The sequence below is a fragment of the Cylindrospermum sp. FACHB-282 genome (assembly GCF_014697195.1).
In the GTDB taxonomy this organism is placed as follows: Bacteria; Cyanobacteriota; Cyanobacteriia; order Cyanobacteriales; family Nostocaceae; genus Cylindrospermum.
In genome coordinates this window covers 16,446-29,967 of record NZ_JACJRJ010000018.1, presented here as the reverse complement: position 1 = coordinate 29,967, position 13,522 = coordinate 16,446, and the positions used below count along the sequence as shown (strand labels likewise).

Here is a 13,522-nt window from a genome sequence, read left to right as displayed (position 1 = left end):
CGCATGAAAGTATTCTTCACTGGAACCGAAAACCTAAAATCTCTCAATTTGGAGATTATCGAAAGAATTAACACAATTTGTAAACTTGAGGGCGAAATTCTTATTGGTAATTACAGAGGCTTTGACCAATTAGCTTTAACTTATTTGAAGTTAATCGGTTATCCTAATGTCACGATTTACGAAACTGGTAGTAAACTCTCGTTTGGATATCAATTAGTTGACGCTGGCAAATATCCTGCTCAAGATATCAAAATGTCTCAAGAAGCTGATTTCATGCTAGCCGTACATGACGGCAGTAAAGGCGTAGCAACTAATCTCGGACGAATGCCTAGAAACAGAATTAGGGTGATCACAGTTTGAACAAAGCGATCGCTGTTAATCGGCGATCGCAATTACCAGAATGTTGCTACCGCCAACTGGGGTTGGTCTAACAAAATAAATTTGTGAACACACAATATACACAGCCTCATTTTGCAATTCAGGCGGTTTCCAATGTTTTTCCAAGGAATTGGAATCAAGACGAAAAACAAGAAATCCTTGACTGTAAGTGGTTACAAGATTATTTAATTGCTTGGATGCAATACCGTGAGTATTGGACTCAGGACAATATTGATTTTGTTCCAATTTAATTTGAGCAGAGCGATCGCTGTTAATCGGCGATCATTTACCAACCTGCTGCTACCACCCAATAAAATTAATCTAAGGAAATATTATTATGCTAGGCGAAAAAGTAATCGTTTATCACCCTGAAAGTGACTCTTTCGTTGCAGTTGGAACCATCACCGAAGAGTTTGAAACTAGTGATATCTGTTTTAAGGTTGGGGGCGAGGTTTCTGCTGAAATTACCATCTACGATATGAACGAATGCGGTGTAGTTAGTGAAAATGACCCAGAATATTCTCAAGCTATGAAAGATTTTCTCAGTACCAAAGTTGATACCAAACCCACAGTAATGATATTTGGTTCGCGGTCTATCAAAGAAATTCCCCAAATAGCGATCGCATCCCTCAATAAAATCATAGAACTTGGCTTCAATGTAATTATTGGTGACGCCACTGGTGTTGATGCAGCAGTTCAGCGTTATCTCCGGCTCAGGGACTACAAAAATGTTACGGTCTACTATGCAACGTTTGCTGGTGTTGGCAGTCCCCGAAACAGCAGCGGCTTTAAAACTGTTGGAGTTCCAGGCAATTATAGCCAGAGAGATGCAGAGATGCGGCTGATTGCTGAATACAAATATGGTCTGGCAATCTGGGATGGTGTAAGCCGGGGAACTAAAGCCAGTATTGAGGTTATGAAATGCTGCAAGGTGATAACAGTTAAATGAAATTAGTAGTTCATGGCTACCGCTTGGTGGCTGTGAGTTATTTTTTAATTTGAAGGAGCTACATTATGGACTTAACTGGGGACTTATTAACAGCAGCAATTCCATCACTTGCTAATTCTATAATCCAAATTAAAAACTTGGATTTAGTTTGGCATGGACTTGATGCTAAACAGAAGTATTTTGAACTCACAAACAAAGACTTTAGTCATGAAGAAGCAATCACATTTCAAAATAACGCAGAGCATAAATGGTCTGTGTATGCAATGGAAGATTATGTAGTGCTATTTCTAACAAAAGAACACTATATTTTCAAAGCACCACAGGAAACTTGGAGTTATACCAAGAGAATTGAAACTCAAGGCGAATCTTTGTGGAAATTTAAGCTAAATGAATCATCTAAAATAAAACCATTGAAAGCTGCGGCAATAAAGTATCAGGAAATTACTGGCGAGGAGTTGAGTAAAGAAAATGCGATCGCCTACCGATACGATAGTCGCTATAAAGAAGCAATTTACCAGATGAAAAACTTTATTGTGGTTGTATCCCAAGACCGTGTTGATGCATGGGTTTGTGGAGCTTATATTTACTGGAAATAATGTAAATTAAGCTTTTTCGAGTCACTCACGGCTAATATCTGGCTGTGAGTTATTTCTTTATCTAATTTGAAGGTACATTATGAACTCAGTTACTTACTCATTAACACCATCAATTCCGTCGCTTGCTAATTCTATAATCAGAATCAAAGGTTTACAGTTAGTTTGGAATAATTCTCCGGACTTTGATGGAGACGATTTTGACTTATCAGACAAATATCTAGAACTTACAGGTAAAGAATTCAAGCGTGAAGAGGCGATCGCATTCCAACACAATTTAGAGGATTGTTGGAGCGCTTACGCAATGCAGGACTATGTACTGCTATTCATTGCCAGAGAACGGTACATTTTAAAGCGTGGAGAAGAGCTTATAAACCACGAAATTGACACTGATGCTCTGCAACTTTGTTTTACTTGCAAAGAATTTGTAGAAAGATTTCCTAGAGCCTATAAAATTATAGCTGGTGAAGATTTTTTAGTGAGGGATGCGATCGCCTTTCATAATTTATATGGAGAGCGCACCTATGAAATGCGGGATTATATCGTTGTTATATCTGCAAATAATCCAGCACCAATAATGGATGGTGTTTGGATTTATAAGAAATAAGTGGGTGTAATTGCTGCTACCGCTTGGTGATTTCAGCAAGGTTGATTTTAGAAAATGAACGAAATACTTCAAGGAAAAATATGCCCTTACTGCAACCAAAAATCTGAACTGGTTCACTCATCAATAATTTATGGCGCTGGAACCAATTACGGGATGATTTATTTGTGTAAATCTTGTGATGCCTACGTTGGGTGTCACAAAGGCACAGAAAAAGCGCTTGGAAGTCTGGCTAATAGAGAACTGAGGGCGCTTAGGAATAAGTGCCACGCTCTTTTTGATGTCAAATGGAAGGGGGGCGATCGCATTTCTAGACAGATTGCCCGTAATTCTGCATATCAGTGGCTTTCGAAACAGTTGGAAATTTCGCGAGAAGTCACCCATATAGCAATGTTTGATGAACAGCAGTGTAAGCACGTAATTGAATTATTGCAGAAATAAATATGGAATAACCCTGATTTATTTGAGTTGGGGCTATTTTGTTTTAAACACCGAAGAAGCAGTAGCCAGTTGACTCTAGACCAGTCAGTTGACGCTACCGCGAATAGAGTTTGATTTTGTTTTTTTGTATTTTACAGGAGTCTGCATCATGGGTATCAAATTAGTTACGAAGTCCGAGCAACAAGTTATTGAAATCGCAAAACGTAAAGCTACGTTATTGGATGCAATTCGTGTAATGTCCTGGGAACAATACAAGTTAAACAAACCTGATTATGAAAGAGGTATTGCTGGTTATAATAAAGAATTTGGCGATGATTGGAAATCTGACAACATTCATAAGAAGTCTTTAGATGAACTAGTTAAGTTTGTTGCGACAGATTTAGGATTCACTGTTGATGAATTGCTGCAATATCGCAAGAATCATTATAGTGAAAAATCTGAAATCAAAGCTAGAGTTGCAGCAAAGAATGGCAATGTCTCTGTTTCTGTATCTACTGATTTTGGGTATCCACCAGAGCAAATGTATGGTGAAACTGACCAAAATGATTTTGATGAAGAATCTGGTTATCCTCCATACTAAATTCACTTAGTTTAATTTGAAGTAAAGCTTCTAATTCCTTAACTGGGATTAGGGGCTTTTTTTAATGCATGAATGTTAGCGATCGCAATTTAGGAGTAATATCATGTCCATCAAATTTGTTAAGAAATTCGGCAGCCGTTTACCTCCAGAGGAACCTAAAAAGATTAGTGATATCTTTGCAAAACTAAACCAGGAACATCAGGATAATGTGAAACATATTCAACCTCATTTGAAAGATTTATTTGGTCTTTACGATGACCGCTGTGTGATTTTTGATGGAAATAACTATGTTGGTCAAAATGGGTATAGTTTTCGCGGCGGTAAAATAGAAGATTATGACCAAGTTGGCAAGATTCTAGCTCAAATGTAATGAAAGGTTTGTTGAATAGTCCTGATTCCTTGATTGGAATTGGGGCTTTTTTTAACCAAAAACCAGAGCCTTTTCAGTATGACGCTACCGCGAATAGGAGTTAGTTTAGTTTTTCTAGAGGTTTTTATGACAACTTCAAATCCATACCAATCAATTGAGCTAGCAGTATCGGGCGATAACAGGGACTGGACTCGTGAAGAAATTGAAACTATTCAGCAGAATGAAAACTTGCATTAGTATCTTGGCTTGAATCTACTCTCAGTGATGGTTGTTGGACTGAAACTAATATTAAAGTAGTAAAAAGCTTGCGACAAAGTTAATTAGTTGTTTTTGGCAATCGCTCTTTAATTGGGGCGATCGCTAATTTATTCAATTAAAACCTAAATAACGCTACCGCGAAGAGAAATTAATTTTTATTGGAGACAACCATGTTTTATCAACACCCTGAAATCAATGGCAGTATTCGCAATCTTCGCCAATACTATCGACAATCAATGCAGCGCAATGTTTGGGCTTACGAAATATATCTTGATGATATTCTCGTAGTTTCTGAAGATTCTGATTGGGATTCTCAGACTCGCGATCAAGCTATTACTAATGCCAAAGCTATTGGTAATCGCATAAAGCAACGCGAGTTAGTGAAACGAGAATTAGCGGCTGTAGGCAAGCAACTTTATGTAAAGCTGAACGATATCGGCAAATATTCAATATTTGTTCAAGGTAAGCTTTATTGTATTGGTTGCTACGATTTACTAGAAGATGCTTTACAAAAACTGCAAAACATAAAAGCTGAAATTGCTAACGAAAAAGCAATATTCAATGAATACAGATATTAGTGATTTTGGCGATCGCCTTCTCATAAAGGGGCGATCGCTATTTTTCAGTGAAACCAAACCACGCTACCGCGAAGAGAAACTAGTTAATTTTTTATTGGTACTTAACAATGATTCACTTACAGCAGTTTCTTTCAGTAGAACAACAGCTAGAAGTTCTTCAAGCTTGCAGAGAAGTTGGCAAGAGATCACCTCTCTTTGTACCCAGAATGAAGAACGGCAGCAACTTTTCTTGTCAAATGACCAATTGCGGCGAAGTAGGTTGGATTTCTGATGAGCAAGGTTATCGCTACAGTACAATTCATCCAACAACTGGCAAACCTTTCACCCCAATGCCAGAGATTATTAAGAATCTAGCTAAATCTCTAGCGGCACAGCACGCTAATGATGCTGGTTTTATTCCTCAGACTTGCTTGATAAACTACTACGAAAATGGTAGTAAATTAGGCTTGCATCAGGATAACTCTGAACCAAACAAAACTGCTCCAATTATCTCTATTAGTCTTGGAGATGATGCAATTTTCTTAGTTGGTGGTAACAAACGCTCTGATAAAACTAGAGAGATTCTTCTCAAAAGCGGCGATGTTATTATTCTTGCTGGTGAATCTAGGATGATTTACCACGGTATTAAGAAGATAATTCCCAGCACTTCTAGTTTATTGAAAGCTGGAGGTAGGCTAAACCTTACTATTCGGCAGGTTTATTGATATAGGCGATCACTTCTCGCGTGGGGGCGATCGCTATTTATTAAATCAAAACTCAAGCAACGCTACCGCGAACAGAAATTAACTAATATTTATTGGAGTTAAACGATGAATACCGTAGAATATGCTGCAATTATCAAGGAGTTTAATTTACCTAGCTCTAGTCGGGTTTTAATGATTGGTGGAATGCTTCACCATTACGGTTTGGACGGGTACGATCCCTACGAATGTGATTTGCTGGTTTGCGGAAATGGTGACCCAATCGAGGTTGGCAAAACTTACCTTGTTAAGACTTACGACTTGTGTGTGAGTGAAATTAAACAAGTTCGTTGTACTTGGTATATATCTGGATACGACGAAGATGGAGATTTTTTAGAAGATGTTAGTGTTAACGAGTTTTCCAAGCTAGCAGAGGTTCAATTTTAAATATTGTTGATAACTTGCGATCGCTTCTCATAAGGGGGCGATCGCTACTTTTTCTATTTTATTGAAGCAAAAGAAAGCAAAGGTAAGGACATATTTCTGTGCTACCGCTTTATGGTGGCACTTTATCTTAAAATACATGAATCAAATTATTGAATGGAATGAGGCTCACGGAGTGCCAAGGGCTGAAAAATTCCTTGAGCCGGATTATCCAGAAGATGATTTACCAGATGAGCTTTCTCTCACAGCAAAGGAAGCGATCGCGCTTAATTGTCTCAAAGCAGCAAAATTTCAACTCGAAAACCTCAACAATAACGCTGTATTTTCTCCAGCAACTAGACTGCAATTAACAAATGAATTCATCGACAGCGCAATTAAAGCATTAGAACTATGAAAGCATTCTTCACTGGGCATAGAGATATCAGCAACCTCAACAATAGTAATGTGATCGCCCTCCTGAACCAAGCAATCGATATGGCCATAAACCAGGGGGTAGACAGATTTGGTAACGGTATGGCTCTCGGTGGTGACCAGGCTGCTGCTGAAATCCTCAATCAACGTGGGCTAATCTGGACTGGAATCATTCCCTATGCTGGACAGGGGAACTATGCAAAATGGTCTCCAGAACAGCGTTTGAAGTACAGAGGCATTCTTAAGGGCGCTAGCGGCAAAATCATACTTTCTCCTGAGTACTACGCAGGATGTATGCAAGTTAGAAACAAGTACATGGTTCAGCATTCTGATATTTGCATTGCTGTTTATGATGGCAGACTTACCGGCGGCACTGCGGGCACTGTGAGGATGGCACGCGATCGCAATCTTTCAATTATTCAAGTTAATCCTAAAACCTTGAAGATTTCAATTTTTGAACCGAGCAAACAGCTTAGTTTGTTGTAGTTTAAATTGTTCTGTACTACGATTTGATAGTACAGAAATACTGATTTGTCATGCTCAAAAAACTAATTAGCTTTGTGATGATGGTAGCTTTAACGTTGGCTATCACATTCCCAGCACACGCGTTAGCCTACAAAGGCAACTCAGTTTATCGTGTTGGAGACAATGAGGTTTGGGTTCACACTGCAAACCAAGCCGTTAGTGCTGAAGTTACAGAAACTAAAACTAAAACCGCTAAAGCAAACGCTTGCGGAACTGTGAAGTTTGGTTCAGCAAAAAACCCAATCAAAAACTCAATCAAAGTTAACGGTACAACATACACAATTTCATCGTTAGCAAAAGCGCCGAGCAAGGCTAGCTGCAAGTCAAAAGACCCGACAGCAATTCCTTACGATTGGAAATAATAACTGTTATTTTGTGCTACCGCCTTTTGATTTTGACAATTAACAACTTGGGGTCAGGAGAAATCCTGACTCCTTTTTTATTGAAGGAAAAACAATGACCAAAGAATTTCTGCAAGCGCTTTCTAAGACTTACACCAACATGGATTATTACGATTTCCTAAACAAAACTGGATTACGTGATTGCCAAAATTCGCTAAACAAGTTTCAGCAATTTAAACGCGCTGCTGAAAACTTACTCAGATTTGACGCTCAAACACTAGAAAACATTATTAGCAATAATGGAACAAGCAGAAACCCAGCACTTGAAACAGTTGCTTGAACTGCGTAGCAAAATCAGCGAGTTACAGGCTGAAGTTGAGGGAGTTATGCCGGGCGCGATCAATGAGGCTATGAAAATACTAAGCGATCACAAAGGTAAAAACCAAGTTGCATACCAAAACGGTACGAGCAAAATCGTTATGGTATTCAAGAAACAGTTTCCTACTCCTCAAACTGATTTGAAACTCAGCCGATTAGATTCAGATATCATGGCTGCGGCGGCAAAGATTGCCAATGACAATGCTGTTGAAGTTCAGATTATTGAAAGTGAGGTTCAAAAGCACAAAGATGCGATCGCTACTCTCGAAGTGAAACGAAATAAACTGTTATCCAACCGATATCTTACAAGGCTCCAGAACGAGTACAAGAAACATCGTGAGGAGTCCGTTGTTCAAGTACCAAATCTGTCAGTCTTTTTGTAGAATTAATGTAGAGAACTGGCCTGATTTTTAGGCTAAAATCTCTACATAATTCTGTGCTGCCGCTTAGTGATTTTGGTTGTTTGTCTTTGAATAATGAAACCAACAAAACTTGATGATGCGGTTGAGTTCTTGGTCAACCACTACAGCATTTCTGAGATTTTACGCTCGATAACCAGAATTTGCAAGAAAGCAAACAAAAGTTATCCTGCCTGGGGATGGAAATCTGATAAAGATACGATCGCTGAAATCTTGCCAAGAATTAAAAACTAGCTCCGTGTTACCGCTTTTTGTTTTTGATATTTCGTGGTGATGAACTTGAAAAACTATCGATTCAACCGGAAAGACGGAATCATTTATCTAGAGTCTGAGGGCAGTCTACAAAACTTAGGCTCTAGTTTGCAAATGATTGTCCTAAGTGCAACAAATCCCACATGGGAACAGCCTTTTCCAAATGCACAATTTCAGTATTGGGTGAGGTTGACGTTTGTAGATGTTAGCGGTGCGCTATCAAACGCATTGTTAAACAACGGGACTACAAACGCTCTGGATGGTTGGCTCAAGTACAAAACTGATGTTGAGCAGAAATACCAGCTTTGTGGAGTAATTACTACTATCTCCCTGATTGAGGGTGATGGTGATTACTTTGATTACAGCTTTTCTGGAATTCCTGGAAAGCCTGGATTAGGGGATAGGATGCGATCGCTGATTGCCTCTCTGCAAGTTAGTTAATATTTGCAATGTAAGCTGTTCAGAATTTTACAACTTAACCAATTTTACAATTTAGGTAACGAACAATGACAAAGAAAAATGGCACTGCTAGCGAAGTCGACGCTGATGTTAATGCTGAAGCTGCTGGTGATATTGGTGCTGATGACATTGCCAATGAATTTGAAATTGACCCTTCATTGTTGAGCGAAGAGTTCAACTGTAGACGCCCGAAGCGGTTCCCTTATGGAATTGTCGTTAATGCCGAACAATCAGGCTTATTTATTCCTGAAAAGAATCTAGTAAAGACTGGCTGGTTTGGCAGTCCTGAAATGGTTGAAAAAGACCTTTCAGGAGGCGTTGAAACAGGACTCTTTATTCCTAACGCTAGAATGATTATTTTAGGTAGCGTTCGTCCGTACTTAAGGTATAAAGACCTGGAAGAAAACGGTAAATTGTCCGGCACACTCATTGGTTGGTATGACGAATACGCTGGAGAAATTGACAAGAAGCTGATGGAAGCAGTATCAGAACATCTTGTAATGTTCTTGGATGCTGCAAACAATTTCTTGCATGAAACCCCAATCAGAATTAGATTTAAAAATGTGGCTCTGTGGAGTCTCAGGGAATGTCTTGAACAGTATTACTCTCAAGCTGAATCAACATTTGCAAAAATGTTTAATCGCAAAAACAGTAGCAAGAATGACAAATGGCGATCGCTCTGCATTGTTGATTTGGCTTTCAAAGGTGTCAAAGAAGGTGAAGGTAAAAACCGTTCTTTCTGCTGCAAAGTCGAAAGTTACATTAAGCCTGACGCTGAAAACTTTGCAGGTCTGTTCATGGGAACGAAGCAGAAAATGCTGGCAGTTTCAGAAAAATATGAAACCAGTATTGGCTTCGACGAAACAGTGAGAGCGCTGTTGAACCCTGTTACTAGCGAACTCAAAATGATAGCTGGTGTTAGTGAATAATTATTGATTAGGGCTGGGAGAAATCCCGGCTCTTTTTTTAAATCAGTGCTACCGCTTTTAGGTGATGTAATTTTCTAGAAAGAAAAATGTACACACTGGACGAATTGGAAAAGCTGAAAACTATATGCACTGCACAAGCTGATGACTTAAAAATTCAGGAAGCAACACAGAGGGTGTGGCTTTCTCGGTGCGGAGTAGAAGACGGTGAACCGTTCAACAATAAGGTAACTATTGAAAGATACCAAAATGGTCACTGGGTTGTAGTTGAAGAGTACGAAGCCCATTAATTGCGGGAATTTCTAGCACGACCGCCTACCAAAATTTATTTTTACATAGGTAAACAAAATGGAATTGAGATTACTGGTTATCGACACCGAAACCACAGACATAGAAAGTGGTATACCTTGCGAAATTTCAGCAACACTCTATCAACTTGGTGACAGCATAAAGTCAACTGGAGCGATCGCGTCATGGTCAAGTCTGCTCCCAGTGACCAGCAACAAAGCAGAAGCAATCAACGGTATTCCGTGGCAACTGACTCAAATAGCTCATACAGATTCAATTGCCTGGGATTCAATCAGCTTGATTTCTAGAATTGCTCAAACCTGCGATTACGCGATCGCATTTAATGCAGATTTCGATGCACCCATAGTCAACAAATTGCTGAACCTGGAACGCCTTAAATGGATTTGCGCCATGAAGGATATTAACTGGGGATATCCTGCCAAACCCCACGGGAACTTTAAGCTGGTTGATTTAGGGCTGTGGATGGGAATCGGTGTAAGCACTGCTCATAGGGCTGGGGATGATGTGCGGCTGCTGGTGGAGTGCCTAAATCGCCGAAAAGAATCCCTACCAGAAATGCTTGAGACGGCGACAGTTGTTGCCAAATCCCCAGTGCTTGAACTTAAAGCGCTGGTCAGCTATGAAAATCGCGGCTTGGCAAGTGACGCTGGATTCTTCTGGGATGGCGATCGCAAAGTCTGGGTGAAAAAAGTTAAGGAATGCCACCTTGACAGCTTTGTGAAAACGCTGTCTTTCAAGACTGAGATTTTGTCTTAACTGTTTTATGGCGATAGCTTCTTGATGGGGCGATCGCTAACTTTCTCCAATGCTACCGCTTAAAAATTTTGATTAATTGTTAAAGGCTGCCATGAAACTACTGACTGGATTTCAACCAAAAGCATTATTGACCGCAAAATGCTTAGAACGTCGGATATTGCCAAAGGAGCGACTAATTAAAGTTATTGAATACCTCGACTCCGAAAACGCGCTAAATGATTGCAATTCTCGTTTACTTGAGGCAATTATTTGCGGAATTATGTGGAGTGAAGAAACTGATGAAAAAATCAAGAAGTTGGGGCTAGAAATGGCTATAGAACAATTTCATTTTCAAACTATAAATTGGGATCATGAAGATATAATAGCTTCACCAGATAATCCAGATAATTGGAAAGTTTAGTTTCCACAAATTCACAAATATCAACTATGTATCGCTAGGTTGAGAGAAATCCTAGCCTAACTATTACAAGGTAAAAATGATTGAGAATAGAACGCAATATCTAGTAACGAAACAGCAGCTTGAATCACTTCGATTTAGGCTTGAGAATAATCAGCCAGGGACAAATTTACACCCACTTTTGCAGAAGGCTATCACTGATGGTTTGCAAAGTCAAATTAAAACACTTTCTGATGAAATTATTGAGTACGAATCAGTAATTTCTGAGGAGCCAGAAGGCGTTTGCGATGCCTGTGGCGAAACTGTACCAGAGAAAAACTTAACTGAGTTCAATGGTGCGCCCGTTGTAAGTCCGTGTATTTGCGATCGCTGTATTCAAAACTATTCAGGCAGATAAAATGAGTATAACTACAATTCCCTGGACTCAAAAAACAAGCAATCCTTTACACCTAATCAAACTAAGTCTTGACAAGAATTTTCCCGTAAAATTCTGGCTTCAACTTTGCACAGTTAACCTTTTAACTGGAATTAATTTCTGGTTCAGCGCAATTAAGATATCTCACGGCGGTCACTGGTGCAAAAAAATCTCGGCGGGGTGCGCCAACTGCTATGCAGAGGAAATCAACCAGTCTGCTTACTTTAAGTTTGCATCTTACCTAAAATACACAGGAAACCGTCCCAAAAACCTAATTTTAGATGTTGATATTCTTAGACAATGGATTTCTTCTCGCACTGAAAATGAGAAAATATTCTGTTTTAGCATGACTGATTGTTTCGGGGACTGGGTGACAGATGAAGAGTTAGACGTGATTTTTGCTCATGCCGCGATCGCAACCCACAAAACTCTACAGTTTCTGACGAAACGACCGGACAGAATGCTGAAGTATTTAGCAGATAACAACTGCAAAGCCCGAATAGCCAGCGTAATTGAATCTGATGAGTTTCTAAGGTCACGGAAAATCAGCGCTTATATTCTGCATAGACTCAAACATTACCCCGACAAATTCACCTTTGAGAACTGCTGGTTTGGTGCCAGCATCGAAAATCAGAAAGCTGTAACCAATCGGGCATCACACCTGTACAAACTCCACAACCGGGGGTTTATAACTTGGTACAGCGTTGAGCCACTGCTAGAGGAAACTATCCTTTACCTAAATCATGAAAGAGTTGATTGGGTTGTGGTCGGTGCTGAGTCTGGCAGTGGCGCTCGTGACTGCGGGTTGGATGCGATCGCAGGCATAATCTCAGAGTGTCGGGTTAATCAGGTTCCAGTGTTTTGCAAGCAAATGGGCACAGCTTGGGCGAAACAATCCAAAACCTACAGGGTAGACCCCAAGGGTGAAACGCCGGAACTGTGGGATAAATCCTTCAACATCAGGGAGTTTCCCAAATTCCCGGCTTTAATGCGTAATCCATAAAAGCGACTCCAGGGTGGCAACACTCTGGAGATATTTAAGATGAAAAACATCAATTTAGATCCAAATAATTTATCTCGCTTTAGAACGCTAAAACTATTTGAAAAGCCCCAACGGCAACTCTTAAAGCAAATTCGTACTGATAGAAATTATCAGATTCCCAAAGGGTACATAACTTGGCATGAATTGAGCGCGATCGCTGGAATTGCCCTATCAACCTGCCAACTGGAGTACGCTAAAACTGATTTATCAGCATTTCTGCACAGTCACCGAATGGCGTTGTGGTTCTGTCAGGATGCGCCGCTGTACTGCATTTCTCAAGAACTATTCCAAGCTTTTGACAATACAGACGCTTTGCACAAACCAGAAGTCTTTGCTGGCTGGAAACCATCTCTACCAACATTTTTAGTTGCTTTACCTAGTGGAGTATTGCGATCGCCCAGTGGTGAAATAGACTATTTATGCATTCATTCCAGCACCGATGAACATCCTGAATGGGAGTCGGCACATTGGAAAAACATTAAAGTTCCGGTTATTTCAGGGAACGGTTTGACCTTTGACTGGTCAACCACTGACAAAAAAGAAACAGTTTGGCTTTCAAATACCGCAGTTTCTAGCTCTGGCGAACTGATTCACAATGATAACAATAGCCTTGGAAGAAACAAAATCGACCAAATAGATAGGGTGTTTCTTGAAAGAGTTAGAAACATTGTCATTAACATTTTGCTTTCACTGGAGTATTCGCCAGAATTTATTAGTGATGTTGCTGAAGAAAACTTACAGGTACAACCAAAGGGTTTTGGTGTGCCTAAACAGAAAAATAATAGTTCTTCCAATATCCGCCACGCAAGGTGGCTAGGGAAGAATTACCAAAACAAACGTGAAAACAATAACAGCAGAACTCACGCATCACCTTACACTCATTGGCGGCGTGGTCACTGGCGAGTTATTGAGTCCGGGGAAGGAAAACGCTGGAAAAAATCAAGGCGGATGTGGATTCAACCTGTGTTGGTAAATGGTTAATTTTTGTCTACCGCTTCTTGGTTTTAACACTCATGC

General features: G+C 39.8%; 24 protein-coding genes. 23 read left to right on the top strand and 1 reads right to left on the bottom strand.

All coding sequences use genetic code 11. The annotated features are described in order from the left end of the window. Positions 1–3: 3 nt before the first annotated feature. Positions 4–360 carry a hypothetical protein gene (locus H6G32_RS11430; RefSeq protein ID WP_190458200.1) on the top strand — a complete coding sequence of 119 codons (357 nt, stop codon included), beginning with the start codon at positions 4–6 and terminating at the stop codon, positions 358–360. 15 nt (positions 361–375) lie between these two features. Here the strand turns inward: H6G32_RS11430 and H6G32_RS11425 are convergent, their stop codons facing one another. Next, positions 376–624, bottom strand: coding sequence for a hypothetical protein (locus tag H6G32_RS11425; protein WP_190458198.1), 249 nt, complete (start codon positions 622–624; stop codon positions 376–378). A 91-nt stretch (positions 625–715) separates the two neighbouring features. On the opposite strand from H6G32_RS11425, the gene H6G32_RS11420 reads away from it, so the two are divergent. The 22 genes from H6G32_RS11420 (at position 716) to H6G32_RS11315 (ending at position 13,486) form a co-directional block, all read left to right on the top strand. Continuing rightward, positions 716–1,327: a hypothetical protein gene (locus H6G32_RS11420; RefSeq protein ID WP_199328077.1), complete on the top strand. Its 612-nt coding sequence runs from the start codon at positions 716–718 to the stop codon at positions 1,325–1,327. A gap of 65 nt (positions 1,328–1,392) precedes the next feature. Beyond that, complete coding sequence (locus H6G32_RS11415; protein ID WP_190458196.1) at positions 1,393–1,923, top strand: hypothetical protein; 531 nt, start codon at positions 1,393–1,395, stop codon at positions 1,921–1,923. Positions 1,924–2,002: 79 nt separating this feature from the next. Further along, on the top strand, positions 2,003–2,527 hold the full coding sequence (locus tag H6G32_RS11410) for a hypothetical protein (protein ID WP_190458195.1): 525 nt from the start codon (positions 2,003–2,005) through the stop codon (positions 2,525–2,527). Positions 2,528–2,581: 54 nt separating this feature from the next. Then, entirely contained in the window at positions 2,582–2,965 is a 384-nt protein-coding gene (locus H6G32_RS11405; protein WP_190458192.1) for a zinc-finger-containing protein, read from the top strand. Between the two features lie 148 nt (positions 2,966–3,113). Then, positions 3,114–3,545, top strand: a complete 432-nt coding sequence (locus tag H6G32_RS11400; protein ID WP_190458190.1) for a hypothetical protein — start codon at positions 3,114–3,116, stop codon at positions 3,543–3,545. 103 nt (positions 3,546–3,648) lie between these two features. After that, positions 3,649–3,915, top strand: a complete 267-nt coding sequence (locus H6G32_RS11395) for a hypothetical protein (protein WP_190458188.1) — start codon at positions 3,649–3,651, stop codon at positions 3,913–3,915. 428 nt (positions 3,916–4,343) lie between these two features. Then, the gene (locus tag H6G32_RS11390; protein ID WP_190458185.1) at positions 4,344–4,751 is read left to right on the top strand and encodes a hypothetical protein; all 408 of its coding nucleotides are present in this window, start codon (positions 4,344–4,346) and stop codon (positions 4,749–4,751) included. A 107-nt stretch (positions 4,752–4,858) separates the two neighbouring features. After that, positions 4,859–5,455 (top strand): alpha-ketoglutarate-dependent dioxygenase AlkB, encoded by a 597-nt coding sequence (locus tag H6G32_RS11385; RefSeq protein ID WP_190458183.1) that lies wholly within the window; start codon positions 4,859–4,861, stop codon positions 5,453–5,455. A gap of 105 nt (positions 5,456–5,560) precedes the next feature. Further along, positions 5,561–5,878 (top strand): hypothetical protein, encoded by a 318-nt coding sequence (locus tag H6G32_RS11380; RefSeq protein ID WP_190458181.1) that lies wholly within the window; start codon positions 5,561–5,563, stop codon positions 5,876–5,878. Between the two features lie 136 nt (positions 5,879–6,014). Then, on the top strand, positions 6,015–6,269 hold the full coding sequence (locus tag H6G32_RS11375; RefSeq protein WP_190458180.1) for a hypothetical protein: 255 nt from the start codon (positions 6,015–6,017) through the stop codon (positions 6,267–6,269). Beyond that, complete coding sequence (locus H6G32_RS11370; RefSeq protein ID WP_190458179.1) at positions 6,266–6,772, top strand: SLOG family protein; 507 nt, start codon at positions 6,266–6,268, stop codon at positions 6,770–6,772. Before H6G32_RS11375 ends, H6G32_RS11370 begins: the two co-directional genes overlap by 4 nt. 50 nt (positions 6,773–6,822) lie before the next feature. Then, positions 6,823–7,173, top strand: a complete 351-nt coding sequence (locus tag H6G32_RS11365) for a hypothetical protein (protein WP_190458177.1) — start codon at positions 6,823–6,825, stop codon at positions 7,171–7,173. Between the two features lie 94 nt (positions 7,174–7,267). Next, the gene (locus H6G32_RS11360; protein ID WP_190458175.1) at positions 7,268–7,492 is read left to right on the top strand and encodes a hypothetical protein; all 225 of its coding nucleotides are present in this window, start codon (positions 7,268–7,270) and stop codon (positions 7,490–7,492) included. Then, the gene (locus H6G32_RS11355) at positions 7,452–7,913 is read left to right on the top strand and encodes a hypothetical protein (RefSeq protein ID WP_190458173.1); all 462 of its coding nucleotides are present in this window, start codon (positions 7,452–7,454) and stop codon (positions 7,911–7,913) included. Before H6G32_RS11360 ends, H6G32_RS11355 begins: the two co-directional genes overlap by 41 nt. Before the next feature lie 309 nt (positions 7,914–8,222). Beyond that, positions 8,223–8,642, top strand: a complete 420-nt coding sequence (locus H6G32_RS11350; RefSeq protein ID WP_190458171.1) for a hypothetical protein — start codon at positions 8,223–8,225, stop codon at positions 8,640–8,642. A 65-nt stretch (positions 8,643–8,707) separates the two neighbouring features. Next, a complete protein-coding gene (locus tag H6G32_RS26745) occupies positions 8,708–9,589 on the top strand; it encodes a DUF5895 domain-containing protein (RefSeq protein ID WP_242046566.1) in 882 nt (293 codons plus the stop codon). An 86-nt stretch (positions 9,590–9,675) separates the two neighbouring features. Next, entirely contained in the window at positions 9,676–9,876 is a 201-nt protein-coding gene (locus H6G32_RS11340; RefSeq protein ID WP_190458169.1) for a hypothetical protein, read from the top strand. A gap of 58 nt (positions 9,877–9,934) precedes the next feature. After that, positions 9,935–10,651: a 3'-5' exonuclease gene (locus H6G32_RS11335; RefSeq protein ID WP_242046565.1), complete on the top strand. Its 717-nt coding sequence runs from the start codon at positions 9,935–9,937 to the stop codon at positions 10,649–10,651. A 91-nt stretch (positions 10,652–10,742) separates the two neighbouring features. Beyond that, entirely contained in the window at positions 10,743–11,051 is a 309-nt protein-coding gene (locus tag H6G32_RS11330; protein WP_190458167.1) for a hypothetical protein, read from the top strand. Positions 11,052–11,127: 76 nt separating this feature from the next. Next, positions 11,128–11,445 (top strand): hypothetical protein, encoded by a 318-nt coding sequence (locus tag H6G32_RS11325; protein ID WP_190458164.1) that lies wholly within the window; start codon positions 11,128–11,130, stop codon positions 11,443–11,445. Between the two features lies 1 nt (position 11,446). Next, entirely contained in the window at positions 11,447–12,466 is a 1,020-nt protein-coding gene (locus H6G32_RS11320; RefSeq protein WP_190458163.1) for a DUF5131 family protein, read from the top strand. A 39-nt stretch (positions 12,467–12,505) separates the two neighbouring features. Beyond that, a complete protein-coding gene (locus H6G32_RS11315; protein WP_190458161.1) occupies positions 12,506–13,486 on the top strand; it encodes a hypothetical protein in 981 nt (326 codons plus the stop codon). Positions 13,487–13,522: the final 36 nt, after the last annotated feature.

Coding starts and splice junctions, on each gene's coding strand:
- H6G32_RS11430 (WP_190458200.1), top strand. CDS start 4: ATGAAAGTATTCTTCACTGGAACCGAAAACCTAAAATCTCTCAATTTG.
- H6G32_RS11420 (WP_199328077.1), top strand. CDS start 716: ATGCTAGGCGAAAAAGTAATCGTTTATCACCCTGAAAGTGACTCTTTC.
- H6G32_RS11415 (WP_190458196.1), top strand. CDS start 1,393: ATGGACTTAACTGGGGACTTATTAACAGCAGCAATTCCATCACTTGCT.
- H6G32_RS11410 (WP_190458195.1), top strand. CDS start 2,003: ATGAACTCAGTTACTTACTCATTAACACCATCAATTCCGTCGCTTGCT.
- H6G32_RS11405 (WP_190458192.1), top strand. CDS start 2,582: ATGAACGAAATACTTCAAGGAAAAATATGCCCTTACTGCAACCAAAAA.
- H6G32_RS11400 (WP_190458190.1), top strand. CDS start 3,114: ATGGGTATCAAATTAGTTACGAAGTCCGAGCAACAAGTTATTGAAATC.
- H6G32_RS11395 (WP_190458188.1), top strand. CDS start 3,649: ATGTCCATCAAATTTGTTAAGAAATTCGGCAGCCGTTTACCTCCAGAG.
- H6G32_RS11390 (WP_190458185.1), top strand. CDS start 4,344: ATGTTTTATCAACACCCTGAAATCAATGGCAGTATTCGCAATCTTCGC.
- H6G32_RS11385 (WP_190458183.1), top strand. CDS start 4,859: ATGATTCACTTACAGCAGTTTCTTTCAGTAGAACAACAGCTAGAAGTT.
- H6G32_RS11380 (WP_190458181.1), top strand. CDS start 5,561: ATGAATACCGTAGAATATGCTGCAATTATCAAGGAGTTTAATTTACCT.
- H6G32_RS11375 (WP_190458180.1), top strand. CDS start 6,015: ATGAATCAAATTATTGAATGGAATGAGGCTCACGGAGTGCCAAGGGCT.
- H6G32_RS11370 (WP_190458179.1), top strand. CDS start 6,266: ATGAAAGCATTCTTCACTGGGCATAGAGATATCAGCAACCTCAACAAT.
- H6G32_RS11365 (WP_190458177.1), top strand. CDS start 6,823: ATGCTCAAAAAACTAATTAGCTTTGTGATGATGGTAGCTTTAACGTTG.
- H6G32_RS11360 (WP_190458175.1), top strand. CDS start 7,268: ATGACCAAAGAATTTCTGCAAGCGCTTTCTAAGACTTACACCAACATG.
- H6G32_RS11355 (WP_190458173.1), top strand. CDS start 7,452: ATGGAACAAGCAGAAACCCAGCACTTGAAACAGTTGCTTGAACTGCGT.
- H6G32_RS11350 (WP_190458171.1), top strand. CDS start 8,223: ATGAACTTGAAAAACTATCGATTCAACCGGAAAGACGGAATCATTTAT.
- H6G32_RS26745 (WP_242046566.1), top strand. CDS start 8,708: ATGACAAAGAAAAATGGCACTGCTAGCGAAGTCGACGCTGATGTTAAT.
- H6G32_RS11340 (WP_190458169.1), top strand. CDS start 9,676: ATGTACACACTGGACGAATTGGAAAAGCTGAAAACTATATGCACTGCA.
- H6G32_RS11335 (WP_242046565.1), top strand. CDS start 9,935: ATGGAATTGAGATTACTGGTTATCGACACCGAAACCACAGACATAGAA.
- H6G32_RS11330 (WP_190458167.1), top strand. CDS start 10,743: ATGAAACTACTGACTGGATTTCAACCAAAAGCATTATTGACCGCAAAA.
- H6G32_RS11325 (WP_190458164.1), top strand. CDS start 11,128: ATGATTGAGAATAGAACGCAATATCTAGTAACGAAACAGCAGCTTGAA.
- H6G32_RS11320 (WP_190458163.1), top strand. CDS start 11,447: ATGAGTATAACTACAATTCCCTGGACTCAAAAAACAAGCAATCCTTTA.
- H6G32_RS11315 (WP_190458161.1), top strand. CDS start 12,506: ATGAAAAACATCAATTTAGATCCAAATAATTTATCTCGCTTTAGAACG.